The sequence below is a fragment of the Vibrio sp. D54 genome (assembly GCF_021728075.1).
GTDB classification, from domain to species: Bacteria; Pseudomonadota; Gammaproteobacteria; order Enterobacterales; family Vibrionaceae; genus Vibrio; species Vibrio alginolyticus.
In genome coordinates this window covers 13,367-39,810 of record NZ_JAKKCS010000003.1, presented here as the reverse complement: position 1 = coordinate 39,810, position 26,444 = coordinate 13,367, and the positions used below count along the sequence as shown (strand labels likewise).

The 26,444-nt window shown below is 42.7% G+C and carries 24 protein-coding genes and 1 riboswitch; of the genes, 14 read left to right on the top strand and 10 right to left on the bottom strand.

Going from position 1 to position 26,444, the window contains the following annotated elements; genetic code table 11:
* Positions 1–262: 262 nt before the first annotated feature.
* Positions 263–988: a type IV pilus biogenesis/stability protein PilW gene (pilW, locus tag L3V37_RS04765; protein WP_017820928.1), complete on the bottom strand. Its 726-nt coding sequence runs from the start codon at positions 986–988 to the stop codon at positions 263–265.
* Between the two features lie 179 nt (positions 989–1,167).
* Positions 1,168–2,109, bottom strand: a complete 942-nt coding sequence (gene metA, locus L3V37_RS04760) for a homoserine O-succinyltransferase (protein ID WP_005377792.1) — start codon at positions 2,107–2,109, stop codon at positions 1,168–1,170.
* A gap of 340 nt (positions 2,110–2,449) precedes the next feature.
* Between metA and L3V37_RS04755 the strand changes: the two genes are divergently transcribed.
* The 3 genes from L3V37_RS04755 (at position 2,450) to L3V37_RS04745 (ending at position 4,666) form a co-directional block, all read left to right on the top strand.
* A complete protein-coding gene (locus L3V37_RS04755; RefSeq protein WP_005377791.1) occupies positions 2,450–2,836 on the top strand; it encodes a DUF6559 family protein in 387 nt (128 codons plus the stop codon).
* Between the two features lie 102 nt (positions 2,837–2,938).
* A complete protein-coding gene (locus L3V37_RS04750) occupies positions 2,939–3,295 on the top strand; it encodes a multidrug efflux SMR transporter (RefSeq protein WP_005377790.1) in 357 nt (118 codons plus the stop codon).
* A gap of 420 nt (positions 3,296–3,715) precedes the next feature.
* Positions 3,716–4,666, top strand: coding sequence for an LpxL/LpxP family Kdo(2)-lipid IV(A) lauroyl/palmitoleoyl acyltransferase (locus L3V37_RS04745; protein WP_225466641.1), 951 nt, complete (start codon positions 3,716–3,718; stop codon positions 4,664–4,666).
* A 70-nt stretch (positions 4,667–4,736) separates the two neighbouring features.
* On the opposite strand, the gene L3V37_RS04740 is transcribed toward L3V37_RS04745, so the two are convergent.
* Positions 4,737–6,209: a carboxypeptidase M32 gene (locus L3V37_RS04740; protein ID WP_237305925.1), complete on the bottom strand. Its 1,473-nt coding sequence runs from the start codon at positions 6,207–6,209 to the stop codon at positions 4,737–4,739.
* Positions 6,210–6,432: 223 nt separating this feature from the next.
* Between L3V37_RS04740 and L3V37_RS04735 the strand changes: the two genes are divergently transcribed.
* Together L3V37_RS04735 and L3V37_RS04730 are read left to right on the top strand one after the other, a co-directional pair.
* The gene (locus tag L3V37_RS04735; RefSeq protein ID WP_017820932.1) at positions 6,433–7,068 is read left to right on the top strand and encodes a LysE family translocator; all 636 of its coding nucleotides are present in this window, start codon (positions 6,433–6,435) and stop codon (positions 7,066–7,068) included.
* Positions 7,068–7,634: a hypothetical protein gene (locus L3V37_RS04730; RefSeq protein WP_025766721.1), complete on the top strand. Its 567-nt coding sequence runs from the start codon at positions 7,068–7,070 to the stop codon at positions 7,632–7,634. Before L3V37_RS04735 ends, L3V37_RS04730 begins: the two co-directional genes overlap by 1 nt.
* A 106-nt stretch (positions 7,635–7,740) precedes the next feature.
* On the opposite strand, the gene L3V37_RS04725 is transcribed toward L3V37_RS04730, so the two are convergent.
* Positions 7,741–9,117 carry a sodium:alanine symporter family protein gene (locus L3V37_RS04725; RefSeq protein WP_005377785.1) on the bottom strand — a complete coding sequence of 459 codons (1,377 nt, stop codon included), beginning with the start codon at positions 9,115–9,117 and terminating at the stop codon, positions 7,741–7,743.
* Positions 9,118–9,239: 122 nt separating this feature from the next.
* A riboswitch (glycine riboswitch) is annotated at positions 9,240–9,339 on the bottom strand.
* 527 nt (positions 9,340–9,866) lie between these two features.
* Here L3V37_RS04725 and L3V37_RS04720 point away from each other — a divergent pair.
* Positions 9,867–10,025: a hypothetical protein gene (locus L3V37_RS04720; protein WP_005377784.1), complete on the top strand. Its 159-nt coding sequence runs from the start codon at positions 9,867–9,869 to the stop codon at positions 10,023–10,025.
* Positions 10,026–10,056: 31 nt separating this feature from the next.
* Positions 10,057–10,791: a chromosome segregation ATPase gene (locus tag L3V37_RS04715; protein ID WP_017820934.1), complete on the top strand. Its 735-nt coding sequence runs from the start codon at positions 10,057–10,059 to the stop codon at positions 10,789–10,791.
* A gap of 90 nt (positions 10,792–10,881) precedes the next feature.
* Here the strand turns inward: L3V37_RS04715 and L3V37_RS04710 are convergent, their stop codons facing one another.
* The 6 genes from L3V37_RS04710 to proV form a co-directional block, all read right to left on the bottom strand.
* Positions 10,882–11,265 (bottom strand): hypothetical protein, encoded by a 384-nt coding sequence (locus L3V37_RS04710; RefSeq protein ID WP_005377782.1) that lies wholly within the window; start codon positions 11,263–11,265, stop codon positions 10,882–10,884.
* A gap of 99 nt (positions 11,266–11,364) precedes the next feature.
* On the bottom strand, positions 11,365–11,730 hold the full coding sequence (locus L3V37_RS04705; protein WP_237305924.1) for a VOC family protein: 366 nt from the start codon (positions 11,728–11,730) through the stop codon (positions 11,365–11,367).
* Between the two features lie 146 nt (positions 11,731–11,876).
* Positions 11,877–13,826 (bottom strand): LTA synthase family protein, encoded by a 1,950-nt coding sequence (locus tag L3V37_RS04700; protein WP_237305923.1) that lies wholly within the window; start codon positions 13,824–13,826, stop codon positions 11,877–11,879.
* A gap of 194 nt (positions 13,827–14,020) precedes the next feature.
* Positions 14,021–15,028: a glycine betaine/L-proline ABC transporter substrate-binding protein ProX gene (gene proX, locus L3V37_RS04695; protein ID WP_005385703.1), complete on the bottom strand. Its 1,008-nt coding sequence runs from the start codon at positions 15,026–15,028 to the stop codon at positions 14,021–14,023.
* On the bottom strand, positions 15,021–16,106 hold the full coding sequence (proW, locus tag L3V37_RS04690; protein ID WP_237305922.1) for a glycine betaine/L-proline ABC transporter permease ProW: 1,086 nt from the start codon (positions 16,104–16,106) through the stop codon (positions 15,021–15,023). The genes proX and proW overlap by 8 nt, the downstream gene beginning before the upstream one ends.
* 4 nt (positions 16,107–16,110) lie before the next feature.
* On the bottom strand, positions 16,111–17,298 hold the full coding sequence (gene proV / locus L3V37_RS04685; RefSeq protein WP_005377777.1) for a glycine betaine/L-proline ABC transporter ATP-binding protein ProV: 1,188 nt from the start codon (positions 17,296–17,298) through the stop codon (positions 16,111–16,113).
* A gap of 438 nt (positions 17,299–17,736) precedes the next feature.
* Between proV and L3V37_RS04680 the strand changes: the two genes are divergently transcribed.
* From L3V37_RS04680 to L3V37_RS04650, 7 genes are all read left to right on the top strand, one after another.
* Positions 17,737–19,617: a DUF294 nucleotidyltransferase-like domain-containing protein gene (locus tag L3V37_RS04680; protein ID WP_005377775.1), complete on the top strand. Its 1,881-nt coding sequence runs from the start codon at positions 17,737–17,739 to the stop codon at positions 19,615–19,617.
* On the top strand, positions 19,617–20,363 hold the full coding sequence (locus L3V37_RS04675) for a 3'-5' exonuclease (RefSeq protein WP_237305921.1): 747 nt from the start codon (positions 19,617–19,619) through the stop codon (positions 20,361–20,363). Before L3V37_RS04680 ends, L3V37_RS04675 begins: the two co-directional genes overlap by 1 nt.
* 192 nt (positions 20,364–20,555) lie before the next feature.
* Positions 20,556–22,214: a BCCT family transporter gene (locus tag L3V37_RS04670; RefSeq protein WP_005377772.1), complete on the top strand. Its 1,659-nt coding sequence runs from the start codon at positions 20,556–20,558 to the stop codon at positions 22,212–22,214.
* A 314-nt stretch (positions 22,215–22,528) separates the two neighbouring features.
* The gene (gene ectA, locus L3V37_RS04665; protein ID WP_005393379.1) at positions 22,529–23,062 is read left to right on the top strand and encodes a diaminobutyrate acetyltransferase; all 534 of its coding nucleotides are present in this window, start codon (positions 22,529–22,531) and stop codon (positions 23,060–23,062) included.
* Positions 23,063–23,096: 34 nt separating this feature from the next.
* Entirely contained in the window at positions 23,097–24,362 is a 1,266-nt protein-coding gene (gene ectB, locus L3V37_RS04660; RefSeq protein WP_017820939.1) for a diaminobutyrate--2-oxoglutarate transaminase, read from the top strand.
* A 14-nt stretch (positions 24,363–24,376) separates the two neighbouring features.
* Complete coding sequence (locus L3V37_RS04655) at positions 24,377–24,763, top strand: ectoine synthase (RefSeq protein ID WP_005377769.1); 387 nt, start codon at positions 24,377–24,379, stop codon at positions 24,761–24,763.
* Between the two features lie 87 nt (positions 24,764–24,850).
* Complete coding sequence (locus L3V37_RS04650) at positions 24,851–26,272, top strand: aspartate kinase (RefSeq protein ID WP_005377768.1); 1,422 nt, start codon at positions 24,851–24,853, stop codon at positions 26,270–26,272.
* Positions 26,273–26,444 lie beyond the last annotated feature (172 nt).

Sequence of the window (26,444 nt, the reverse complement as noted above, 5' to 3'; positions counted from 1 at the left end):
TTCAACTTCCTTCTGGTGCATGTCAGTAATATTTAGTATTTATCAATGTGCCGAAATCAATCTTAAAAACAGTATGATGTACAAATTTCGTTGTGTGCGCACTTTTTATAATGTGACTTGGTCACTTATTCCGTTCAAATAGTACCGAATTTGACGTTTATGTACAGGATGAATGTATCACCGTGAGTCTGAATTCATTGGATTCTTGGTCAAGCGCTGTATTGGCGGTGAGCTAATGCGCCTTATGTATCGCTATTTTGTACTAAGAAAATTTTTCCAACTGTTTTTGATACTTTTTCTCGAGAGCTTCATTGCCTGCTGCACGTTCAAGTTGAATCATGAGTTGCAAAGAGGGCTTCTTCACGCCATACATTTGATTGAATCTCATTAATCGAATTCTAGCTTCAGTATAATCACCGCTATCAATTTCTATTTTAGCGAGTTGCAAAATCGATTTTGGTCTATGGGGATCATGATCGATAGCTCTAGTAAAGTAGTATCTCGCTTTGTCTTTATCTTGTGATTTTAGCGCGCAAAAAGCTGCATTCTCATAGCTTGCTGGAATAAGGTAGTAATAAGGCTGCTCAATGGCTCGATTAAACATCTGATCGGCTTTTTCGAAGTCACCTCGCTTGCAAAGAAAAGTACCGTAGTTATTGAGCACATTTCCGTTTTTAGTGTGTTGGCGTAGAGAGCGTTTATACATCTGTTCGGCTTTAATATCTTCACCAACCGTTTCGTAGTAGTGAGCCATAGATAATTGCGCGCGATAGTATTGAGGTGCGTGGTTTAAGGCTTGTTGTAAGTTATCATGCGCGCGAATCATGTTACCGCCGTCTAAATAACCTAAGCCAAGTGCGATACGTGATTCTGCCATTGCCACAGGATCGGCTTTAACGACAGGGCTTCCATCTTCTTTCACCGTCACGCAACCCACGAGTGCAAACTGAGACAATAATATTAGTGCACCGAGCTTTGCTGTTTTCATTCTTTATCCCTACATCCCTGAATCTTTCTGCATGATATGAATTACTTAGCAAAAACCTATTGAGGAAAAAACACTATGCGATCAGGTTTGCAAACTGTTATGAAAAAGCCGCCATATGGCGGCTTGGTTCACATATTACATTTCGGTAATGATGAGTGCTTTGTTTGCTTATTTTGAAGCTAATCGTCTTTAGTGAAAGCATCTTCACTGAAGTGATCGAGGTCGTACGGTGTTTGCTGATAAACACAGTAGTTCAGCCAGTTTAAAAAGAGGAGGTGTCCATGGCTTCTCCAACTTGCAATTGGTGGGTTATCTGGGTTGTTGTTTGGGTAATAGTTGACAGGAATAGCGGGCTCCATACCTTCGCTTAAATCTCGGATATATTCATTATGTAAGGTGTGAGAATCATACTCAGGGTGTCCTGTGACAAAGACATTGCGTTTGTCTTTTGTGGTGGCTAAGTACACACCTGCGACATCCGATGTCGCTAAAATGTCTAAGTCAGTATGCTCTTCTAGAAAGTGAGGCGAAAAATCTGCGTAACGCGAGTGAGGAGCCAAAAACGTGTCATCAAATCCGCGTAAGATAGGGTGAAATTGATGATGGATTTGATGATGATACACGCCTGAAAGTTTTTCTTTACGCGTTTTTTTAGGTAGATCGTAGAGTAGCTTTAACCCTGCTTGCGCAGCCCAGCAAACATAAAGAGTGGATGTCACATGATCTTTTGCCCACTCCATGATGGTTTTGAGATGATCCCAATAAATGACATCTTCAAATTGCACCAAACCTAATGGAGCTCCAGTAATGATCATGCCATCGAAGTTTTTATCTCTCACCATTTCAAATTGGCGATAAAACGTGTCTAAATGTTCAGTTGGCGTATTTTTACTCGGGCGGTTATCAATGCGCAGTAATTCGACGTTAACCTGTAGTGGGCTGTTTGAGAGTAGACGCAGAAACTGAGTTTCAGTCTCTATTTTTTTTGGCATCAGATTAAGGATCAGCACTCTTAAAGGACGTATTTCCTGACTCGCTGCACGCGTTTCACTCATCACGAAGATGTTTTCTGTCCTTAATACATCGGTAGCTGGTAATTGATCTGGAATTCTAATTGGCACGACTTTCTCTCCCTAAGTATAGTCAATCTAGACGTCTATACTTCTAAAGCTAACTTAATTAAGTTTAGATGTCGATACGAAATCCGACTTTTCAATCTACTCTTTACATTATGGTAAACCGTACTCGGGGTTGTCACACAATTGTGACTAAAGCAGAGTTTCTGATGAGATAGGTTTGAAACGCAGTGTGTACTATTTGCTGGTAATTATGCGATCACGTTAATATGTGAAGGTGACTTCGTAGTAAGGAAGTCTCAAATTAATGAGCCATACTAAAAACAATCAGCTCACCATTTTGCATTAATGTGCATATTTGGAAACATCGTCAGTGGAGGACATTATGTTCGGTATTTTCAAGAGAAAGACAAAGATTCAGAGCATCGCTCAAGAAGTTCCTTGCGTGCTACTGCATTCGTTTGGTGATAAAGACATTTATACGCCGGAAGAGATTGATCAAGCTCTTCAAAAGCTGGGTTATGATAAGAGCAAGGATATCAGTCATTATCAGTATGCGTATGGAATGTTTGCCGATGAAGCCTCTTACGAGCTCCTAGAACTAACGGATGAGCTAGGTAATTATGGTCATTTCCAACGTGAAGTAGGTAAGATGCTACTCAATACACCTGAGCCGATTGATATGCATATCTACTTTGAAATTTCTCGTCAGCACCAAAACGTCAGCCTTTCACCTGGTCATCAAAAAGTAAGCGAAAGTGATGGTGTGTAAACATCGTTAGTGGTATTCCATCGTGAGATGAGTTGGGTATAATGCGCGGCCTAATTATCCGGACATGTTGTCGGTTACATTTCTGTTGAGCGTTAATGCCTTATGTTCAAAATGCTTGTCTCTATGCCACCAATGTTGGCGCTGTCGATAGCGATTGTATGTGAAGTGATTGCCACTTCTTATATTCCCAAAACAGAGCAATTTACGAAAGTAATGCCGAGCACAGTCGTTTTGATTGGTTACGGCATCGCTTTCTTCTTGCTTTCCGTCACAGTGCAAACAATGCCTGTCGGGGTTGTTTATGCCATATGGAGTGGTGCTGGGATCGTTTTGGTTGCGACGGTTGGTTACTTTGTTTACGGACAGCGTCTAGACTTACCAGCCCTAGTTGGTATTGGGTTTATCATCGCTGGTGTGTTGATCGTAAATTTATTATCCAAAACAGTAGGGCACGAATAACGCCACTCTACTTGTTAAGTGAATAAGAAGCCGCAGCGAGAAATTGCTGCGGCTTTTTAGTGCAAATTCAATCGCTAATGGCGAGTATTGATATGACGTCTTATTATTGCATTCATCACGGTCGCATTATGTGATTGAACAATAGGCATTATTTAGCGAATTGAAAATACAAAGTTATGTTTCTTCAAACTTTAGGAAAGGGCAGTAGATAAATCACTCCGATAGATGTTAACGTGGCGACTCATCTTTACTGCTTTTTCATTCCCTACATATTTCTGCAAAGTTCTTATTGTGTAGTGTGTCGAAGAACCATAGAATCCGCGCGCTTTAATTTATGTTATTAGCGTTATCAATGATAAAAGTGCAGTCCATTATCATTGTTTTTATCACTTATAGATGGGCACATCTGACAATACTTACATGAACAAATACAAAAAGCCTGCATTCAAGGCCGAATTTCTTTTGCCTCGTTACTGGGGAACGTTAATTATCATTAGCGTGATGTACTTACTTAGCCTCCTTCCTTTTAAAGTTCAACTAGCTTTGGGACGCAAAATTGGTCGTTTAGCTATGCGACTCATGAGAAAACGTCAAGTTACGATCAGACGCAATCTTGAGCTTTGCTTCCCTCATATGGAAAAATGCCAACGCGAAGCAATTCTAAAAGACAACATCGACAATACTGGCATCGCACTTTTTGAGACCGCAATGGCATGGTTTTGGTCAGATAAACGGGTAAACAAACACGTCACGATAAAAGGCATGGAGCATCTAGAGGCTTTAGAGAAGTCAGGCAAAGGTGCATTAATGTTGGCCGTACATTCAATGAATCTAGAGTTAGGTGCTCGAGCTTTTGGCATTAAAAAGTCTGGAACCGGTGTTTATCGCCCAAACAATAATCCGTGCTTTGATTATTTTCAGTATAAGGGACGCTCTCGCTCTAATCGTACACTGATTGATCGTAAAAACGTCAAAGCCATGCTTGAATCACTTAAAACGGGTGAGCGGGTTTGGTATGCACCGGACCACGATTATGGTAACCGACGCTCGACATTTGCACCGTTATTTGCCGTTAAAAATGCTTGTACTACGACAGGTACAAGTTTGTTGGTTGATTCTACAGATTGCGCCATTGTGCCTTTTACGATGGTAAGAGGAAAAGACGGACACTATACCCTAACCATTAGTGCGCCCGTCGAAGGTTTCCCGAAAGAGGATCATCAACGCGCCGCCGCATTCGTGAATCAAATAGTTGAAACATCAATCATGGCAAGTCCGAGCCAGTATATGTGGCTTCATCGTCGGTTTAAAACTAGACCAGAGGGTGAGGACTGTTTGTACAAGCCTAGGCTCATCCCTAGCTTGGCATAACACATAGAGAGCCTACAAAAAGCCCAAGGAACATACGAACCTTGGGCTTTTACTTTCTATTCTTTTCGCTTTATAAGTAGCGATCTTTTAGGTGAGCTTGAAAGTGTTTAGCATTCAGTGTTTCACCCGTGGCTTGTTTTACCAACTCATCAGTGGTGAATAAGCTACCTTTACTCCAGATGTTTTCCGAGAGCCAATTGAATATCGGAGCTAAGTCGCCAGAACGAATAACCGCATCTACATCGACGGTTTGTTTCATTGCTGCCATAAATTGTGCAGCGTACATCGCACCGAGCGTGTAGGACGGGAAATAGCCAAAACTTCCGTCTGTCCAATGGATATCTTGCATACAGCCATTTTTGAAGTTTCCTTCGGTTGATAGCCCCAAGTACGCTTTCATCTTTTCGTTCCAGAGTTCTGGTACATCTGTATGTTTGATGACGCCGTTCATGAGATCTCGCTCAATTTCATATCGAAGGATAACGTGAGCAGGATATGTTAGTTCGTCAGCATCTACGCGAATAAAGCCTTTTTCTACGCGAGTGTAAATTTTGGCTAAATTGTCTTTTTCGAATTCACTACCAGAAAAATGGTTAGAAGCCAGTCGAGCGAGGTGATCGATAAACGCGCTGCTTCGTCCTATTTGCATTTCAAAGAAGAGTGATTGTGATTCATGAATACCCATAGAGCGAGCTTCTCCCGCGGGTGTTCCTGATAAATCTTTTGGTAGCCCTTGCTCGTATCGAGCATGGCCAGTTTCGTGGACAATCCCCATCAATGATTGGACAAACTCGTTTTCATTATAACGTGTCGTAATACGCACATCTGTCGGTACACCGCCACAAAATGGGTGGGTACTCTCATCAAGTCGACCGTGTTCAAAATCGAATTGAAGTAGCTTCATGACTTCCAAACCGAGCGCTTTTTGCTTTTCCGCAGGGTAGTGTGCAGTTGGCAATAAGATGTTGTCTGATTGTTGTTTTTCAAGCGCTTCATCGATCAAAGTAGGAAGCCAGGTTTTCACGTCAGCAAAAAGAATGTCTAACGACGCAGACGTTGTGCCAGGTTCATAAACATCGAGCATGGCATCATAAGGAGTCGTGCCATTTGCTTCGGCTCTAATTTGCGCTTCTTCCTGCGATAGCTTTACGACTTCAGCCCAGCTCTTTTCAAAACCAGCCCAGTCATTTTCTCCACGTTGCGTACGCCATGCATGTTCACATTTGGAGCCAGCAAGAGATTGAGCTTGAACTAATGATTCTGGTAGTAAGTTAGCTTGCTGCCACCCACGCTTCATTTCTCTTAGGATAGATTTTTCTTTTGTAGACAGCGTCTCTTCTTCTGCCTGAGCGAAAAGCTCTCCCAAGTGCGGTTGAGTCATTAAAGAATGGATATGTACATCGAGCTCTGCCGTGGCATTCGAGCGTGCTTCAGCGCCACCAGGTGGCATGACCGCCGCTTGATCCCAATCTATGATGGCTGATAGATGCTCAAAATTTGCCACTTTTTTGGAATGTTCAACGAGTTTTGTAAATGCGTTCATGTTACTACTCTTATTCTTTTGTTCTTTCCCTAAACACCCGATAACGGGTCCTTCATATGGTGTTGCACTAAGCAACCTGCGTTAATTTACTAATCATTAACAATTAACTCCAACCCATTGTCCATAAACTCACCCAGTTGTATAGCTCTCTTAAAAAAGAAGCTTGCGAATCTTGTGGATTGGCGGTATTGATGAAGGATTGACAATTAATTATCACGATAATATGGATATTTTGAATTTCGAGGCATTTATTATTGCCATTACGATTTTAACGTTAACGCCAGGTTTAGATACTGCACTTGTTATCCGTAACACTAGCCGATCGGGCCTAAAAGATGGATGTACAACCAGTCTAGGGATTTGCTTTGGCTTATTCGTACATGCTTTTTTTTCTGCGGTTGGTATCTCGGCGATTCTTGCGCAATCAGCAGAGTTGTTCCAAATCGTAAAAATGATTGGCGCAGCTTATCTTATCTGGCTTGGTTTGAGCAGTTTAAAAGCGCTAATGTCGTCGAAAGATGGATTGACCGTGACCGAGCAGATTCACGAAGTGTTTAATGGTAAGCGCTCTTTTAGAGAGGGCTTTCTTTCTAACGTCTTGAACCCGAAAACGGCGGTCTTCTATTTGGCTTTCTTGCCACAGTTTGTGAATCCAGAAGGTTCACCCTTGCTTCAATCAATGATGATGGCATCTGTACACTTTGCTATTGCGATGGTTTGGCAGTGTGGTTTAGCTGGCGCGCTTAACTCGGCTAAAAATCTACTAAAGAATGCAAGCTTTATGAAGTGGATGGAAGGCGCGACGGGCGCAGTATTAGTCGCACTTGGTGTGAAGTTATTGATTGAAAAACCCGTTTAATGCGTAATATTTATCGATTGTTGATACTACTCGCTGTATTTATTGTGGGGGTAGGTGCCGCTGTTGCTTGGCATACGTGGCCACAAGTACAGTTTGCGCAACGCGGCATGATCTGGTCTTGGCACTGGGGCTACTTCGAGCCTTTTGCTAATGGAATACAACAAACGCGAACTCAAGATACTAAACAGTTATTGCTCAGGCGTGTGTATTTGCATGACGCTATTGTCGTTTTTGTTTCGACAACTATGGACAATAAATTTGAGGTCGACGTTGTAAAAGAGCAAACCTGTGAACCTAAAACGACGACTTGGGCTTCGGTCTCTGTCAATCATCAACGTGTTAGGCATGTACCTATGGTGTGCGATGCGTTTGGGCAAGGCTACTTTTATCGCTACATCGGGAAACATCTGGAATCGATTGAGGTTGGTGTCGGTGACTCGTTTGTAACAGAAGCATTTTTAGACTGGCCGCTATCAGAGTTGAAAGCGGATCAATTCAAGCAAAAAAATGCGAAGTTTTTTGAAGAACGTGGAGAAAACGTTGAGCATCAATGGTTGAGAGATTAACCATTTAACCGAAGATAAATAAAGCCCGCTAAATAATAGCGGGCTTTGTGTTTTTACCATTTCTAATGTGTTTTGCTCTCTGTGACTGAGAGTTTATGACCTTTCACTAAGCTTTCACTGCTTCAACTTCACCTGATTGCGATGTTGAGCTAAAGAACAGTTTGGTTTCTGCCAGTACGACGTGACGCAGTGCGATCAAACCAATCAGGTTAGGAATTGCCATCAGACCGTTTACGATATCAGCCAGTAGCCAAATCATATCGAGGTGAAGGAATGCCCCAGATGCTACCAAGCCGACGAAAATCAGTTTGTATGGAAGCACAGCTTTAGTTCCGAACAGGAACACAACGCAACGCTCACCGTAGTAGTTCCAACCAAGAATGGTGGTAAAAGCGAAGAACATCAAACCGATTGAAACGAGCATAGGGCCAAATGTATCTGCATTTAAACCCACCGCAAAAGCATGAGTCGTCATCGCGGCGCCTGCAAGGTCACTTTGCCATGCACCGGTCAGGATTAGAGCAAGGCCTGTCATGGTACAAATAATGATGGTATCGAAAAAGGTACCCGTCATTGAAATTAGGCCTTGTTTAACACAAGAGTCTGTCTTCGCTGCTGCTGCTGCCATAGGCGCGCTACCCAAACCTGATTCATTTGAGAACACACCGCGAGCGATACCTGATTGGATTGCCAGCATGATGCTTGCACCTAAAAAACCACCAGTCGCTGCTGTTGATGTAAAGGCTGAAACCAGCACTAATTCAACGGCATTGAACAATTGGTCTGCATTCATGATGATCACGCTTAAACACGCCAACACATAAAATACAGCCATGGTAGGAACCACTTTTCCTGCAACGTTAGCAATGGATTTGATGCCACCCAAAGTTACGAAAGCAACCAAAAGAGTTAGTACGAAGGCAGATAGCTCACGGTTAACACCAAGAGATATCTCACTTGCATCCAGAATCGCGTTTACTTGTGGAAACGTACCGATACCAAAACAAGCAACACCCAAAGCAAACACTGCAAACATGATCGCGAGAGCTTTTGAGCCAACACCGTATTGCAAGTAATACATTGGGCCACCAATCATTTGGCCTTTATCATCGACTCTTCGGTACTTAACCGCCAACAAACATTCGGCGTATTTAGTCGCCATTCCGAAAAGGGCAGCGAGCCACATCCAGAATAGAGCGCCTGGTCCACCGAGTTTGATTGCTGTGGCAACACCAACAATGTTACCAGTACCAATTGTTGCTGAGAGCGCAGTACAAAGAGCTGCAAAGCTAGAAACGTCACCTTGAGTATTAGATGACTTATCTTTACTGAATACCATCGCTAGCGCTGTTGGGAGGTGTTTAAACTGGATCAAGCCAAGGCTAAAAGTGAAGTAAACACCTGTACCCACTAGCAAAATAAGCAGCGGTGGACCCCAGACAAAATTATCGATGGTTTGTAGTAAAGATTGTAGGTTGTTCATGATTTCCCCTTAATAAAACAACTAATAAGGAGAAGAGGGAAAGGACGAGATCAACGATCTCTAAAAGAACTAAGCTATTGGTTGTAGGCGGGAAGGCCAAGCAAAATAGTTAGGTTGTAACTTTCCACTCCTCTGTCCTTTTGCCTGAGAGTTTCACCTTGCGTGAGTGCAAGACTTGCTCCTTCGGCGACCGATTTAACGGTTCTCTCCAGAGGTTCCTCCAACTACAGTCCCCGCTACCTAGGTAGCACCTGAAATAGTTAATTCTTCGGCGAGTTATGCTAATCAAATGTTAAAATTTGATTAATAACCACTCTCCTGCAGTCTTCATCGGAACAATTACTCAATTAAATGAGTAAAGGTTAGTTAATGATGCTGGTCATCATTAACGTGTGAACTCTATCATGTTTTTGGTCCATTTCAACACCCTATGTCAATTTATTTTCAATGAAATAACCTCATCTATTTTCATGAAGGTATGTTTGCCAATCTTTTTGCGCGAGCAACTGCATAAATAAAACTTATTGGGTTAGGAAATGGAACCAAAAAACACTTCAGAACGATAAATGTGTTTCGATTGTTACGACATAAGTTATTCAATTAAGAACACAAAATTGATTAAAATCGGAGCACTTATTTTAAAATCTACGCTAAGTTGACCTTATGGTACGTATAAATGGGTTACAATGAATCTTTGTGAAACAGTCTACGGACCTAGGCAGTTTTTCATGAGTGGACAAGGAGGCGGTATGACCAGATTATTAGCCATTGCGGTGTTGATTGCAGTAGCATTTGTGCTGTTTCGTTATCGAACCAATGAAAAAGTCCAAAAAGCGACCGTTATAACATTAATTGGCGCATTTCTGATTTATACAGCATCAATTATGTTTGCGGAATTGATCCGCTAGCAAAGTAAAAGAGTCCTTGGAGTAGTATACGGTGAGTTCTCAGAACAAAATGGAAGAGCAAGACGACGTAGTTGTCATTGAAGAGCGTGACAAACGTACGCATATCTATATCGCAATCGCTGCGGTGTTAGGCTTGGCATTTGGTGGCCTTGTTGGATCGGTTGTCACTGCGAACAAGTGGGAATCGACTTACCACGTATTAGAAGAAAAGTATCAAGCACTAACGCAAGATAAAACCCAGTTGGCATCTCAAGTAAAAGTGCGTGAAGAGGCGCTCGACCAAGAAATACAAAACCAAGTTAGTGAGTTACTCGCCGCGAAAGATGAAGCTCATCAGAAAGCACTTAAGAAGTTGCAAAAGCAATTGACTGAGGTCGAGAAGGTTAACTTGTCACTAGAGTCTCAATTGAAGCAGCAGGCAGATAAGATTAACACGACGAAGTCAGAAAATGAGAAGTTGAGTCGTCAAGCGGATATGCAAGCGACTATGTTTGAGCGGTCCCGCGAAGTATTCCAGAAAGAGCTAAAAATTTCGCAAGAATTAGAGTCTCTCGAGAAAGAACGGTCGAAATTATTACCTAAGATTGAGAAACTCAAGAAAGAGTGTGACGTATTTTTAGAAGGCAAATCTTGGGACGTGAAGTCGGACGCGTGTGATAAACATGATGAAGCTAATTCACGACTAAGTCAGGTCGATCAAATGATTGAAGTCTATAAAATGGACCTCAAACAAATCAAAGCAATAACGGAAGATATCGGCCTTTAAGTCTTTTGTATCCGATTTTTGAAAAGCAAAAGGAGCTCTTTAAGAGCTCCTTTTTCGTTGTTAGCTATGACTTTTAGGCTGTCGCTTATATTAGATTCGTGAGGCGTCATAGCCTGAGGCGAGCAGGAGCTCTCGTTCGTGTTTAATCAGCTGAGCTCGATCTTCAATTAGTTCATTGAGTGCTTGAGATGGCTTACCTGCTAATGCTTTGAACGAAGCAAAAGATTCCGCGGTGTCGATTTTATCAATCATCTGACTGATGACATTACGAGCCTCACACGGGTTACTCGTCGTTGTAAAGTATTCTACTTGCTTTGCTGCCGATTTCATCTCAGTTAATAGCTCAAGCGGGCTACTTTCTTTGGCTACTGCCATGTAGTTATCCAGCACGCGCTTTGCATAAAGCAGTTCTTTGAGGGGGATATCTCTTCCGCTCTCGATTAGGGATTCGCTAAGGATCATACTTGAGCTCATGGGCATTCCTTCTTATTACTACGCTGCTTTTGATATTTCCTTGAGTCTAATTTATTGAAGTCACATTGGGAATGGGTAAAAAGCATTTTTAACGCATTTTTATTCATTTATGAAAACACGAATGCGATGCTTATCTGGATCGATAGCCATAAAATTTAATCCATACACTGATGTCGCTGGTGGTTGAACAAACTCAACACCTAGGTCTTTCCAGCGCTTGTAAATGCTCTCTAACGTATGCCTGTTGGGCACTGATAAAGACAGCTCGGTGCCACCACCTCTAATTCCGCTGTGAGGTGAAAGATTATCTCTTTGCTTGAGTGTCAACGTTAAGCCTTCGGTCAGTGGAATAGCGGCAAAGGTTGGAGACAACTGCGTGACTTTGCGTTCGAACAGTTTCGAATAAAAAACTTGGCTTATGTGGATGTCCTCAACGTAGAGAACGAATGAATTGATAGTCAGCATGGTTTGTTCCTTAATCAATTAGAAGTAGTAGGGGCAATCTAACGGAAAGGAACGACAGGAGTTGTCAGTAGAACATTCTCGAAGGTAAGTGACAGAATAAGAAAAAGGAGCCGTTTAGCTCCTTTTTATCAGCGGAATCATTGGTGTTAATGAGTGTGTTTGGAAGAATACCAGTTGTTTTGATACGCTTTAGATGCAAATAATGCGTTTGCTTTTGCACGCTCGACAATAGACTCGTCCACCTCTAGCGGCTCCATGGTTTGGTCTTTAAAGTCGTACGCCAGGGTCGATACCTTTTCACCAGGGGAAAGCACAACTAGATTGTCGCGCGTTAAATAACCAAAGTTTTTGTCGTATTGCATCATTGCGCGTTCATCTTCGCGAGCTAGTGGCTTCGTTAAATCACGACCAATCATCGGTGTTTTAGCATCTACCCCAATTAGAGATAACAGTGTAGGCGGCATGTCGATGTTGTTTGCTATGCGGTCATCTTTACGTGGTTGAATGCCTTTACCAAGGATCAATGCTGGAATGTGAAAGTGCTTAACCGGAACAAGGTTAGCGCCAGAAACACGTGCATCATGATCTGCAATTACAATGAAAATGGTATCATCCCAATAAGATGACTTTTTCGCCTTTTCAAAGAAAGTGCCCAAAGCGTAATCGGAATATTTAACGGCGTTGTTACGCGTCATATATTCTGAATCGTATGGCTCAATTTTGCCTTTTGGATACTCATAAGGGCTATGATTACTTGACGTAAAAACTAAGCTAAAAAAAGGTTTGTCGCTTTTTGAAAGGCGTTCAAACTCTTCGTTTGCTTTGTTATATAGATCTTCATCACTAACACCCCAAGAGCCAACAAAGCTTGGGTTGTTATAATCATCTTCTTCTACTATTTGATCAAAACCGTTACCAAAGAAGAAAGTTTTCATGTTGTCAAAGTTGGCTTCTCCGCCGTAAATAAATTGCGTGTGATAGCCTTGAGCTTTCAGTAAGTCCGCGATGGTAAAGAAACCCGTTTGGCTTTTACTCAGCTTCACTACCGCGCGAGACGGAGATGGAGGAAAGCCAGTGGTTACGGCTTCAATTCCACGAACAGAACGAGTACCAGTGGCGTACATTTGTGTGAACTGCCAACCTTCCTTCATGAGTTCATCAAGGTTTGGTGTTAGAGGCAAACCACCCAAAGCACCGACAAATTGGGCGCCTAAGCTTTCTTGTAGCAAAATCACTAAGTTTTTATGTTTACCTTGGTAAGTCGCGGGGTTACTGTTCATGGTTGGGAGTAATGAAGGGGTGAAGTCGGACTTTGTTGATGAAGTGCGAACTAATTCCAACATCTTTTGAGTGTCCATTTTTCCGTAGAACTGCTCCGCACTCTTTTCTGACTTCATGCTATTAACCGCAAACAACAATGAGTAAGATGAGTTCAGTGCTAAGTCGTTAAGCAGTGGATCGTTAGAAAAGGCGACCATAGCAGGATTTAGCGGGCGGTGACCTAAAGATGAGCGAGCACCTGCAACCCCAAAAAGAACAACGAAAAGTGCCAATAGTGGTCGCCATTTCCAGTTGACCTGCTGCGCCTTATCGGTCAGTTTCTTACTCCACTTCCAACCTAAAGTGATGGTTAAAACTGTACCTAACGCACCAATAAACAGTTCTAATTTGTAGCCAGTCCAGAGCATACTCAAGACTTCTTTTGGGTAGATTAAGTATTCCACAAACAGGCGGTTTGGACGTAGGTCGTATTCCTGAATGAATGGCGCTGTTGCGAGCTCCATGTATACAAGCACCCAAAGCCCTAAAACCATCCATATGCGTAATATTCGCTTCCAACACTCTCCCATCTTACCGGTTAATGGCATGAAGGTTGAAAACAGTGCTGGAAGAATAAATAACCAGCAAAGCGTTGCAATATCTACGCGCAAACCTTGACCTAGGATGTAAATTAAGTCGTTTAGAGAGTCAATACGGTCAATCTGCCAAAAAGCTAGCAAAACTCTTGAGATAGACAGAAATAGAAGCGAAAACAAAGAAAAGGCAGCAATTGGCTGCAAAGGCCCCCACACAGAGCTCTTTGATAAGTTTTTCATATTTATTCGAATAGTTTAATTGTTATGTTGTGTTGTTTTTAGCAAAGCAAGCGTGAAATAAACGTGAATTATAATGTGGATTTATGGTCGAGTAGTGTAAGTGTTGGTATGTCTATGTAAGGGGGAGGGGCGTTTGTGTAAAAAAAGAGCCAGTTGATAACACCAACTGGCTCTAGAGATTGATAAAGGCATGATTACATTGCGGCTTTCTTCGCTTCTTCGACCCATGCGTCGAACTTTTTCTGGTTCGCTTTGATCCAGCCATTTACATGAGACTCGATGTCCGCTGAGCTGTTCTTACCTTGGCTCATCATCATATTCTGCGCACTAACATCATTGATATTTAGTTTGATGATTTCAAACAGCTTTGCAGCAGCAGGGTTGTTTTCTGTAAACTCTTTATTGGCAACGATGCGCATAGAGTTCATCTCGAAGCCGTAGTTCTTACCGTTCTCTAGTGTCGTATCAATGTCCTTACGCTCACCAGGAAGTGAAGAGAATGGGACTTCTAACCACACAACATCTTTCCCTGGAACTAAAACGCCACTTACCCAGTACGGTGTCCAAGTGTAGTAAAGAATCGGATCGCCTTTTTTGTAACGTGAGATCGTATCAGCGATAATCGCCGCGTAGTTACCTTGGTTGTGTGTTACTGTGTCACGAAGTTTGAAAGCATCCAACTGATGCTCAACAACCATTTCACAACCCCAACCTGGGTTGCAGCCAGTTAAGTCCGCTTTGCCATCGCCGTTTGCATCGAATAGCTTCGCCAATTTTGGATCTTTTAACTGACCAATGTTAGTGATGTTATATTTTTCCGCGGTTTTCTTATCGATCAAATAACCTTGCGCAGCACCACTTACGTATTGGCCTTTACGGAAGAACTTATCATCACCGCCAGACATCGTGTACTTATCGGCGTGAAGAGGGAACCAACCAACCGCTAAGAAAGTAGCATCACCTTTAGCAATAGAGGTGTAGCCTACGTTGTAGTCCACTTCTTTGGTCGGTTTAACATCGTAACCAAGCTCTTCAAGTGCGCGGTTTACGATCAACGTTTGAAATGTTTCTTCTGCAACGGTTGATTGAACAGGCTGAACAGTGACACCTTCACCCGGTAGTTCACTTGCCACACCATAAGTTGAAAATGCGATAGTACTTAGAGCTCCAACAGAGAGCGCTTTCTTCCATGAATTATTCATTGATGTTTCTCCTAAGTTTTAGATCGTCTTGGTTCGTCTTTGTTTTCAGTTTTAATAGGTATGAAACAGGACCTGTGTGATACCAGCGAAGTTTAGTGTTGCCCGCATTAACCCCTAACACCTGGGTGATACGGTCTAACAAAATCGCAAGAATAACGATGCCTAAGCCACCAACGGCAGCAAGACCCATATCAAGTCGGCCAATACCACGAAGTACCATTTGGCCTAAGCCGCCAACAGCAATCATTGAAGCAATCACTACCATAGAAAGTGACAGCATTAAGGTTTGGTTTACACCTGCCATGATAGTTGGTAACGCCAACGGTAACTGGATGCGATAAAGCATCTGTTTTTTGTTTGCCCCGAAAGAGTGGCCAGCTTCGATAAGCTCTTCAGGTACTTGTTGAATACCCAAAATAGTCAGGCGCACAACGGGAGGCAGGGCGAAAATGATCGTTACTACTACGCCAGGAACGTTACCAATACCAAACAACATAACAATTGGTACAAGGTAAACGAACGCGGGAGTCGTTTGCATTGCATCTAATATTGGCCTAACAAATTTGGCAGCGGTTTGGCTCCTTGCCAACCATATCCCCATTGGTAGCCCTATAAGCAAACAGAAGAAAACGGCGGTTAACACCAGTGCTAGCGTTGTCATCGCTTGTGACCACGCACCAATTAGGCCAATGAAAACAAGGGATACAAGAGTAGAAAAACCAAGTTTTACATTGGAAAACTGCCACGCTAGCAAAAATAAAATGAGTACCATTATAGGCGCAGGTGTAGACACCAAAGCAGTTTCAAACGACGTTAGAATAAAGTCGATTGGAACTCGTATTGCTTGGAAAACAGGTCGACCATGTTCCACCAGCCAGTTCAAACCGGATTCTACCCAGCTATCGAGGGGTAAAACCGCATCTTGGAATGGGTTCATAATATCGAATGGCGCTTGCTCTACAGTTTCTGAGTTGAGCCAATCATTACTTGGCGCGGCCTCTGTACCTTGCGACCAAGGATCATCTTGCGCAGGAGCAGTATTTGACCAGGGATCATTGTTAGCTTGCTCTGAAGACATCGTGTTAATCCTTATCTAGTGTTTGTAGAAGACGTGATTTAGTCACGACACCAAAGTAAGTTCCTTTCTCATCTACGACAGGCACGGCATAAGGAACACCAGCAACCAGACCCAAAATGTCATTAATTGACTGATCAGGCTGAAGAGTAACTTCATCCGGTAATTGAGCACTGGCTAACGAACGGTTTTCTTTATGAGCCAAACGTAGTGAATCAAGAGATACGATGCCGGAATATCGGCTAGATTTATCGACGACAATGCCGTAATCACGGTCGTGATCCATCAGAATCTGCATCGCAGAGCCTGGACCGTCATTTTCCGATTTCTTAAAAACAGCCGCTGGCTTCTTGCGCGCGATATCTTTTGCTGTCAAGACACTTGCGATGTTTACGCCGCGGAAAAACGCTTCGACATAATCATTTGCTGGACTGTGTAATATTTCATCAGGTGTACCAACCTGAACAACCTCACCGTTTTGCATGATGGCGATGCGGTCGCCAATGCGCATTGCTTCATCCAAATCATGAGAAATGAAGACAATTGTGCGTTTGTCATCGTTCTGTAGACGAATAAGCTCATCTTGCATCTCAGAACGGATCAATGGGTCTAAAGCGGAAAACGCCTCGTCCATTAATAGGATGTCAGGATCACAGGCTAACGCTCTCGCTAAACCAACGCGCTGTTTCATACCACCGGATAATTCGTCAGGGAAAGATTCTGCATAAGGGTCTAAACCCACTCTTTCTAGGGCGGAAAGGGCACTTTTCTGACGCTCATTAACATCGATGCCGGCAAGTTCTAAACCAAAGGCGGCATTTTCAATCACCGTCATGTGTGGCATGAGTGCGAAACTTTGAAACACCATTGAGATATTATTACGACGAACTTCTCGAAGTTCATTTTCGGAGATGTGGGCGATATCTCTTCCTTTGAGATAAACACTACCTTTAGTCGGCTCAATGAGCCGGTTAAGAAGTCGAACAAGGGTGGATTTCCCGGAGCCAGAAAGGCCCATGATTACGAAAATTTCCCCTTCATTTATGGTGAGAGATACATCGTTTACGCCGACTGTTAAACCTGTCTGTTCAAAAATACCGTCTTTATCGACGCCTTTGTCGATAAGCGAGAAGGCTCTCTCTGGGTCTTCTCCAAACACTTTATACAGTCCCTTAACTTCCAGTATGGGATCCATGTTATCTGTCCTTTTTCGTGTGTTTATAACTGTTTAACGATTTGTACTCTAATTAATTTTAGTTCAACTTTCAATGAAAGGGGGTTGGTTAACTAGTTATGCTGTGCATAGAGAATTAGTTGAGCAAGGTCTGTTCAACTCTTGTTTTTTATATTTAAAACAATTGCTTGAGATGTGTTTTTATCCGCTATAACGTTGCCCTGACGTAGGGTTGAATTTATTTTGAATTTTTTTGTACATTTCAACTCAACTCACTTGCATAGATATAAGCCGTGATAGCTTAGAGCTCTACATATAAAAAGGTTAGAGCTCTAATTTTTGGTTAAGGCTTGGTCCTGTGAAATCGGTTAGGTACTGTTATCCTTAGATTTATTTATTGCTTGATTTCACTCAGGGTGATATTTATCGCTGTAGTTTAGGCAACGTATGGAATAAAAAATGGAAGCCGAACAGTTAGAAGTGCTCAATTTCATTAGCCAGTACCCACCTTTTGATGACCTACCTGAAGAGCAGCTTAGAAAAATTGCTCTCAATGCCGAGGTTGCATACTTTCGGCAAGGAACAAAAATCCTTAACTTCGGAGATACGATCCGCGACTTGTATATGGTGAGAAGTGGGGCGGTAGAGATTTATCGACGTAAAGGTGAACTTTACAACAGGATTGATGCTGGTGGACTGTTTGGTCAGATGGGGTTGTTGATGAACAACCGCGTACGTATGCCAGCCAAAGCGATAGAAGACACTCTCGTTTACTGCATTCCGGAAAACATCTTCAATGAACTTTGTGATGAGTTTGAAAACTTTGCGGACTACATGGAACTGGAAGATAGCGCGCGTTTGCGAAGCGCAATATCTAGCCGCTCCGAAAGCAATGACTTTACCACCGCTAAGGCACGTAAAATCTTAGCAAGAGATCCAGTAACTCTGGAGGCAACGGCTTCAATTCAGGAAGCTGCGATACTAATGGCAGAGGAAAATGTCACCTCTCTGCTCATTATTCGCCCGACAGAGGAGCTCACAGAAGAAGATGATGAACAGCTGCTTGGAATATTGACTGATCGCGATCTTTGCATTCGCGTACTAGCTCAAGGTATTGATACCAATATTCCAGTGAGTGAGGTCATGAGTTATGACGTGGTTTCATTGGATTATAACGCCTATGTGTTTGAGGCCATGTTAACCATGTTGCGTTACAACGTACATCATTTACCAATTTTAAAAGATAAAAAGCCGATAGGAATTATTGGCATGACGGACATCGTTCGTTACGAATCTCAGAACAGCCTATTGCTAGTGAGCTCTATTTTTCAGCAAACCAGTGTCGAGGATCTCAAGCAGGTTTCTGAACAAGTAAAAGACTGTTTCGTAAGAATGGTCAATGAAGATGCCAACGCGCACATGATTGGTCGAGCCATGTCGGTTATAGGCAGTAGTTTCAAACAACGCCTCGCTGAATTAGCTGAGCAAGAGTTCGGCCCAGCGCCCATTCCTTATTGTTTAGTCGCAATGGGTTCAATGGCGAGGGATGAGCAGCTAATTGTAACGGATCAAGATAACGCGCTTATTCTCGATAACAGTTATGACGTTGAGATTCACGGAGAGTACTTTGAAAAGTTTGCTAAATTTGTTTGTGATGGTTTAGCGGCATGCGGCTATGCTTATTGTACTGGAGACATTATGGCTACCAACCCAGAATGGCGAAAAACTCGTGCAGAATGGGAAGAATGCTTTGGAAACTGGATAGACAATCCAACCCCTGAGAGATTGTTAAATAGTAATATCTTTTTTGATCTCCTCGGTGTGCATGGGCGAGTGAAATGGGCGGAGCAATTAAGCAGCTTTATTGTGAGACGAGCGAAAAGAAATAACCGCTTTCTTGCTTGTATGGCGTATAACGCAATACGTAGGACGCCTCCACTGGGCTTTTTCAAAGACTTTGTGATGGAGAAAGATGGTCGTCATCGCAACTCGATTAACTTGAAGCGAAGGGGGACGGCTCCGTTGGCCGATTTAATACGGGTGCATTCTCTGGCAATCGGTTCGCGATCACAAAACTCTTTCGACCGTTTAGATGACATTAATGATGCTGGCATTTTACCGAAAGGCCGAGGCTTGGATTTAAGGGATGCGATGGAGCTAATCTACATGGTTCGAATTCGTCACCAAGCCCTTGATATAGAAAATGGAGAAGAGCCAGACAACAACATTGAGCCGGAGAACATGTCTGAATTTGAACGTCGAAACTTAAAAGCAGCATTTCAAATTCTAAGTAACGCTCAGAACTTTATTAAGTTTCGATACCAGAGAAGTAGCAAATAATGTGGTTCTCAAAAAATGTAGAAAAAGAACAGCTGTTGTTGGATACATCCCAGACGCCAGAGTGGTCAATGTTGTTCAAACAACTCGCTAAAGAAGCGAAAGACGAGAGGCTCAAACGCTATTATTCGACACCGATGGTTAATGGGGAAACACCAATTGAACAAGTGCCATTTGTCTCGGTAGACTTTGAGACAACAGGATTGAACTCGGAAGAGGATGTCATTCTCACGATCGGACTTGTGCCGTTTACTATTGATCGTGTTCAATGTAATGGCTCTGCTCATTGGGTCGTTAACCCAAACAGAGAGTTAAACCACGAGTCTGTCATTATTCACGGTATCACTGACTCTGAGGTTAAAAACGCGCCGCAGCTGTCTCAGATCTTGGGTGAAATATTGGATGCGTTGTCAGGCAAAGTGGTACTTGTTCACTACAAGAACATTGAAAGGCAGTTCTTTAATAACGCCTTGCTAAATAGCATCGGAGAGGGGATACAGTTTCCTGTTGTTGATACGTTAGATATTGAGTATGCGATACAACGCCGTGAATGCAGAGGTTTTATCAATAAGTTGAAAGGCAAGAAACCCGGTTCTGTACGATTAGGGCACGCTCGTGAAAGATATGGCCTCCCTGCTTATCAACCTCACCATGCCCTGACGGATGCGTTAGCAACTGCGGAGCTGTTTCAAGCACAACTGCAGTATCACTTTAATCGAAACATCCCAATATCTTCGGTTTGGCAATAGGCGTTATTTATGGTGAAAACAATAAAATGCAATGAGAGATAGGGGGCTTTAAGATTATGATGGCGGATTGAGTAACCGCTTATAAGAACAATGTTTTATGAACATGTGCTTGGTAGTGATGAAGACGTTTCATTACTCGAACTCCGACGAAAGTAATTTAAACTTGGTCACGTATTTTTAAGGAGATTATCCGTGAGCACCGATAATAACGGTGGCATTCAACGCCCCGATGGAAAAGTAAACGCAATAGATACTGACTATCAAATTGGTCAGGATAACGTTGCGCTAAAGGTAGGCCCATTTGGCCTTGATATTCACAACCGTGTTTTTGCAATTTCTGGCTTAGCAATCGTCATGTTTGTTGTGATAACACTATTATTCCGAGAACAGGTAGAGCCGTTTTTTGCAGACCTACGAGCGGGTTTGTTACACAATTTAGACTGGTTTTTTCTCGCTTCAGGTAATATTTTTGTCATTGTCTGTGTCGGATTGATCTTCACACCATTGGGCCGTGTGCGAATCGGTGGTACTGAAGCAACACCGGATTACTCCTATGCCGGATGGTTGGCAATGCTATTTGCTGCAGGTATGGGCATTGGTCTCGTATTCTTCGGTGTATCAGAACCGATGTCCCATTTTAGTTCTGCGATTGGTGGCGTGAGCGTTGAGAATGGTGTACGTACTGACTGGGCACCGCTAGGTGGTGCAGAGGGCGATGCAACTGCAGCTTCGGCATTAGGGATGGCTGCGACGATTTACCACTGGGCACTTCATCCGTGGTCAATATACGCGCTCTTGGCTCTTGGACTGGCTATCTTTTCATTTAACAAAGGTTTGCCACTCACCATGCGCTCAATTTTTTACCCTTTGTTTGGTGAGCGTGTATGGGGTTGGACTGGTCATATTATCGATATTCTTGCAGTGGTAGCGACGGTTTTTGGTTTAGCAACATCGCTAGGCTACGGTGCATCTCAAGCCGCAACGGGTTTGAACTTCCTGTTTGATGTCCCAATGACCAATACGACGCAGGTTATATTGATTATTGGTATTACTGCGCTCGCTTTAATCTCTGTTGTGGCTGGACTCGATAAGGGCGTGAAAATCTTATCTGAAATCAATATGGGTCTTGCAGCACTGCTATTGCTATTTGTTATTGTTGTTGGCCCGACGATTGCGATTTTAACTGGTTTCTTCGAGAACATCGTTTCCTATGTGGCAAATATCCCTGCCTTATCTATGCCATTTGGACGAGAGGATGTGAATTACTCTCAAGGCTGGACGGCGTTTTACTGGGCGTGGTGGATTTCTTGGTCACCATTTGTGGGTATGTTCATCGCACGTGTGTCTCGCGGTCGTTCGGTTCGTGAGTTTATTATTTGCGTTATTCTTATCCCATCTTCAGTTTGTGTGTTATGGATGACGGCTTTTGGCGGTAACGCAATTAGCCAATACGTTAATGATGGCTACGAGGCGGTGTTTAACGCAGAACTACCTTTAAAACTTTTTGCCATGTTAGATGTTATGCCATTGGCTGAGATAACATCTTTTGTCGGCATTATCTTAGTCGTGGTGTTCTTCATTACCTCTTCTGACTCAGGATCACTGGTTATTGATACTATTGCTGCGGGCGGTAAGGTCGATGCACCAACGCCACAACGCGTGTTCTGGTGTACGTTTGAAGGTTTGGTTGCGATTGCATTGATGTTGGGTGGTGGTCTAGCTGCTGCTCAAGCAATGGCGGTGACGACTGGTTTACCATTTACTATTGTTTTGCTTGTTGCAACGGTATCTTTGATAAAAGGTTTGATGGATGAACCTCGCCCAAAGGCGGTTTCTAAGAAATCAAAATAACTCGTATCAGCAGTTAAATTATTGATAAAAGCGGTATGCGAAAGCATGCCGCTTTTTTTTGGATTTCTATTTTTCTCTGAGAAATGAACAGCATGGAAAACTGTCTTGTTCTGGTTGTTTTTTGTACTGCGCATTTGGGTGACTATTTAATAAATTAGACCTCGAACTATTTTAACTTTTGGTTAATAGGTTTGTTTTTGTGACGCATTTCACAAAAATACCGATAAAAAGGCGGATTATTTGATTTTTAGTCGCGAGGGATGCCCATAATAAAAAGGAAATTTAATTAGACCTCAAAGGATATGTATTTTCACATGATCACATCAGCACCTTGGGTCCTTTATCCAGAGATTGGAGAAGACTCAAGTAAAAAATGGATTTTTCGTGAGCCTAAAATCTCTGATGGTGACGACATTTACAGCTTGATTGCAGACTGTCCTCCATTGGACATGAACTCATCTTATTGCAATTTCCTACAGTCTACGCATTTCAGCAAAACCAGTATTTTGGTTGAGCAAAAAGGCGAAATCGCAGGTTTCATTTCCGGTTATCAGAAACCAGACGAGCAAGACGTTTTATTTGTCTGGCAAGTTGCAGTCTCACCTCGCTTTAGAGGTCATGGTTTAGCATTCCGCATGTTGAAAGAACTTCTCACCCGAGAGGAATTAGGCGGTGTTAAATCGGTAGAAACTACCATCACGGAAGATAATAAAGCCTCTTGGGCTCTGTTCAAAAAGTTAGATGCGATGAACGGCAATTCTGGCCAAGTAAGCACATTTTTGGATGAAGAAGCCCACTTTAAAGGCAAACACGATACAGAATATTTGTATCGCATTCCTCTCAAATAATCCTCAAACAATAGGAATTAAAAACGGTCTCATCATGGATATTTTCAAAAAGCAGGAATCCAACGTACGCTCATATTCAAACAATTTCCCGGTCGTTTTTCGTAAAGCGAAAGGCTGCTGGCTAGAAACAGAACAAGGTGAACGATACTTAGACTTCCTTGCTGGAGCGGGATCTCTAAATTATGGCCATAACAATCCAGTACTAAAACAAGCGTTGCTTGAGTACATTGAAATGGACGGTATTACTCACGGTTTGGATATGCACTCAGAAGCGAAAGCATCGTTTCTGGAAGCGTTGGATACTTACATCCTTAAACCAAGAAACTTGGATTACAAGGTTCAGTTTACGGGCCCAACAGGCACTAATGCTGTTGAGGCGGCATTGAAGCTGGCTAAAAAAGTAAAAGGCCGCGACAGCGTCGTTGCGTTTACTAACGGTTTCCATGGTTGTACTGCTGGCGCACTGGCTGCAACGGGTAACCAGCATCACAGACAAGGTAACGGTTCTAGCCTAAGTAACGTCACTCGTATTCCATTTGAAGGTTACGCTGGCGTAGATGGTCTCGCGCTGTTCGAAACCATGCTAAATGATAACTCTGCAGGTATGGATAAACCAGCCGCTGTACTTCTTGAAACTGTGCAGGGTGAAGGTGGTTTAAATGCTGCTTCAAACGAGTGGTTACAACGTTTGAGCAAAATCTGTAAAGCCAATGACATTCTTGTGATTGTCGATGACATTCAAGCAGGTTGTGGACGTACCGGTACTTTCTTTAGTTTCGAGCCGTCTGGTATCCAACCGGATATCGTGACGCTATCGAAGTCGATCGGTGGTTACGGTTTGCCGATGGCTGTCGTATTACTTAAGCCTGAGCTTGACCAGTGGAAGCCAGGCGAGCATAACGGTACGTTCCGTGGCAATAATCACGCCTTTATTACTGCTGCAAAAGCACTAGAAATTTACTGGGCAAACGATGATTTTGAAACACACATCAAGCAGTGTTCAGACAAGGTAAGTGCTGTTATTGACCGTTGTGTTCGTCGCTTTCCACAAATGTTTGTGCAGAAAAAAGGCCGCGGCATGATGGTTGGTATTGAATGTATCAATGGTGACATGGCATCTGAAATTGCGAAAAACTGTTTCGAGAATGGAATGGTGATAGAGACAGCGGGTCCAGACGATGAAGTTGTGAAGTTCTTCTGTCCACTAACTATCAGCGAATCAGAGCTAGATCAAGGACTAAGCATCTTTGAAAATGCAGTAGAGACTATCGCTGCGAAACATTTCAAACAAGCATCTTAATAAGGATTTTAATTATGATCGTCAGAACTCTAGATGAATGCCGCAACAGCGAACGACGTGTTGTTTCAGATAACTGGGAAAGTGTCCGCATGTTGTTGAAAGACGACAACATGGGTTTCTCTTTCCACATCACAACGATTTATGAAGATACAGAAACTCATATTCACTATCAAAACCACCTTGAATCGGTGTTTTGTATGAGTGGTGAAGGTGAGATTGAAGTTGTAGGTGGAGAAACGTACCCAATTAAACCAGGTACATTATACATCCTTGATAAACACGATGAGCACTACTTGAGAGCTTATAAGAATAAAGAAATGGTAATGGCGTGTGTGTTTAACCCACCGATTACTGGCGCTGAAGTGCACGATGAAAACGGTGTTTATCCTCTCGTTGACTAAAAGATGATGGTGGGGTGCTTTGCCACCCCACACTTAACTATCTCTTCTTTTTTCTTTTTAAAGTTACCAATCAAAAAAAGGCTTATCATGACATTTACCGTAGAAAAAATCGGCGGTACATCAATGACAGCATTTGATGCTGTTCTCGACAATATTATTCTTCGTCCCAAAACACCATACAATCGTATTTTTGTCGTATCTGCATACGGTGGTATGACCGATGCGCTGCTTGAGTGTAAAAAAACCAGTAAACCAGGCGTTTATCAGCTTATCGCGAAACGCGACGACAAATGGGAAGAAGCGTTAGCGTACGTTGAAAGCCGTATGTTGCTGACCAATGAAAATATTTTTGCGGACCCAATGAATCGTATCCGTGCGGATAAATTCATTCGCTCCCGCATTGCTGAAGCGAAAAACTGTATCGCGAATATTTTAGAAACCTGTCAGTACGGTCAATTTTCGTTGCGCCAGTACTTGCCTCAAATTCGAGAGTTTCTCTCGTCTATCGGTGAGGCACATAGTGCTTACAACACAGCACTAAAACTAAAAAATATGGGTATTAACGCTAAGTTCGTTGACCTGTCTGGTTGGGATAATCAAGCGCCAAGAAGCCTTGATGAGTCGATCAGTGACGCGTTTGCTGATATCGATGTATCAAAAGAACTGCCAATCGTGACAGGTTATGCTTACTGTAAAGAGGGCCTAATGCACACTTATGACCGAGGTTATAGTGAGATGACATTTAGCCGAATTGCAGCAATAACAAAAGCGGATTTAGCAGTAATTCACAAAGAGTACCACTTGAGCTCAGCGGACCCACGCGTTGTTGGCCCTGAAAAAGTATTACCAATTGGTAGTACAAACTATGACGTAGCAGACCAACTTGCCAACCTTGGCATGGAAGCGATTCACCCAAATGCCGCTGCGGGTTTGCGTGAAAGTGGTATTGAGCTACAGATTAAAAATACATTCGAACCTGAACACGAAGGTACTTTGATCTCTTCAAGCTATCGTCCGGAAGAAGACAAAGTCGAGATCATCGCAGGTAAAGAAAAAGTATTTGCACTGCATTTGTTTGACCAAGCAATGGTAGGAAAAGCCGATAACGTTAGTTACGAATTGATGGAAATCATCTCCGATGCTCGTGTAAGTTTGGTTGGTAAAGAGATGAACGCGAACTCTATTACTTACTATCTAGGTGGCAGTACTGATAGCTTAAACAAAGTATTGTATAAAGCCGAGAAACGTTATCCGAATGCCTCGATTAAAGGTCGTATGGTCGCGCTTATCTCAGCCATCGGTTCTCAAATTGATACCAATAAGACGTTGGCAAAAGGTGTACTTGCATTGATGAATAATGGCGTTACGCCAGTTGCACTGCACTCATCGTTGAGAAATGTAAATGTTCAATTTGTTGTCGGTGATAAGGAATACCAGCACGCGATTTGCGCATTGCATGATGAGTTTTTCCAAAGTAGCAGTTTAGCTAAATCGGTTAATGTGGCTTAGTTTATCCACGGTTAAAATACAAAGGAGAGCAGGTTAGCTCTCCTTTTTTTGTTTTTCAGTTTGTACTCACAATGCCCACTTTGTATAGGCTAAACAGGCGATTTGAGTAAGTTCCTATGTGGCGATACACATAAGCCAGCAGAATGGTCTGCTGGCTTAATGTTACTGATTA

Coding starts and splice junctions, on each gene's coding strand:
- pilW (WP_017820928.1), bottom strand. CDS start 988: ATGAAAACAGCAAAGCTCGGTGCACTAATATTATTGTCTCAGTTTGCA.
- L3V37_RS04755 (WP_005377791.1), top strand. CDS start 2,450: ATGTTCGGTATTTTCAAGAGAAAGACAAAGATTCAGAGCATCGCTCAA.
- L3V37_RS04750 (WP_005377790.1), top strand. CDS start 2,939: ATGTTCAAAATGCTTGTCTCTATGCCACCAATGTTGGCGCTGTCGATA.
- L3V37_RS04745 (WP_225466641.1), top strand. CDS start 3,716: ATGAACAAATACAAAAAGCCTGCATTCAAGGCCGAATTTCTTTTGCCT.
- L3V37_RS04740 (WP_237305925.1), bottom strand. CDS start 6,209: ATGAACGCATTTACAAAACTCGTTGAACATTCCAAAAAAGTGGCAAAT.
- L3V37_RS04735 (WP_017820932.1), top strand. CDS start 6,433: ATGGATATTTTGAATTTCGAGGCATTTATTATTGCCATTACGATTTTA.
- L3V37_RS04730 (WP_025766721.1), top strand. CDS start 7,068: ATGCGTAATATTTATCGATTGTTGATACTACTCGCTGTATTTATTGTG.
- L3V37_RS04725 (WP_005377785.1), bottom strand. CDS start 9,117: ATGAACAACCTACAATCTTTACTACAAACCATCGATAATTTTGTCTGG.
- L3V37_RS04720 (WP_005377784.1), top strand. CDS start 9,867: ATGACCAGATTATTAGCCATTGCGGTGTTGATTGCAGTAGCATTTGTG.
- L3V37_RS04710 (WP_005377782.1), bottom strand. CDS start 11,265: ATGAGCTCAAGTATGATCCTTAGCGAATCCCTAATCGAGAGCGGAAGA.
- L3V37_RS04705 (WP_237305924.1), bottom strand. CDS start 11,730: ATGCTGACTATCAATTCATTCGTTCTCTACGTTGAGGACATCCACATA.
- L3V37_RS04700 (WP_237305923.1), bottom strand. CDS start 13,826: ATGAAAAACTTATCAAAGAGCTCTGTGTGGGGGCCTTTGCAGCCAATT.
- proX (WP_005385703.1), bottom strand. CDS start 15,028: ATGAATAATTCATGGAAGAAAGCGCTCTCTGTTGGAGCTCTAAGTACT.
- proW (WP_237305922.1), bottom strand. CDS start 16,106: ATGTCTTCAGAGCAAGCTAACAATGATCCCTGGTCAAATACTGCTCCT.
- proV (WP_005377777.1), bottom strand. CDS start 17,298: ATGGATCCCATACTGGAAGTTAAGGGACTGTATAAAGTGTTTGGAGAA.
- L3V37_RS04680 (WP_005377775.1), top strand. CDS start 17,737: ATGGAAGCCGAACAGTTAGAAGTGCTCAATTTCATTAGCCAGTACCCA.
- L3V37_RS04675 (WP_237305921.1), top strand. CDS start 19,617: ATGTGGTTCTCAAAAAATGTAGAAAAAGAACAGCTGTTGTTGGATACA.
- ectA (WP_005393379.1), top strand. CDS start 22,529: ATGATCACATCAGCACCTTGGGTCCTTTATCCAGAGATTGGAGAAGAC.
- ectB (WP_017820939.1), top strand. CDS start 23,097: ATGGATATTTTCAAAAAGCAGGAATCCAACGTACGCTCATATTCAAAC.
- L3V37_RS04655 (WP_005377769.1), top strand. CDS start 24,377: ATGATCGTCAGAACTCTAGATGAATGCCGCAACAGCGAACGACGTGTT.
- L3V37_RS04650 (WP_005377768.1), top strand. CDS start 24,851: ATGACATTTACCGTAGAAAAAATCGGCGGTACATCAATGACAGCATTT.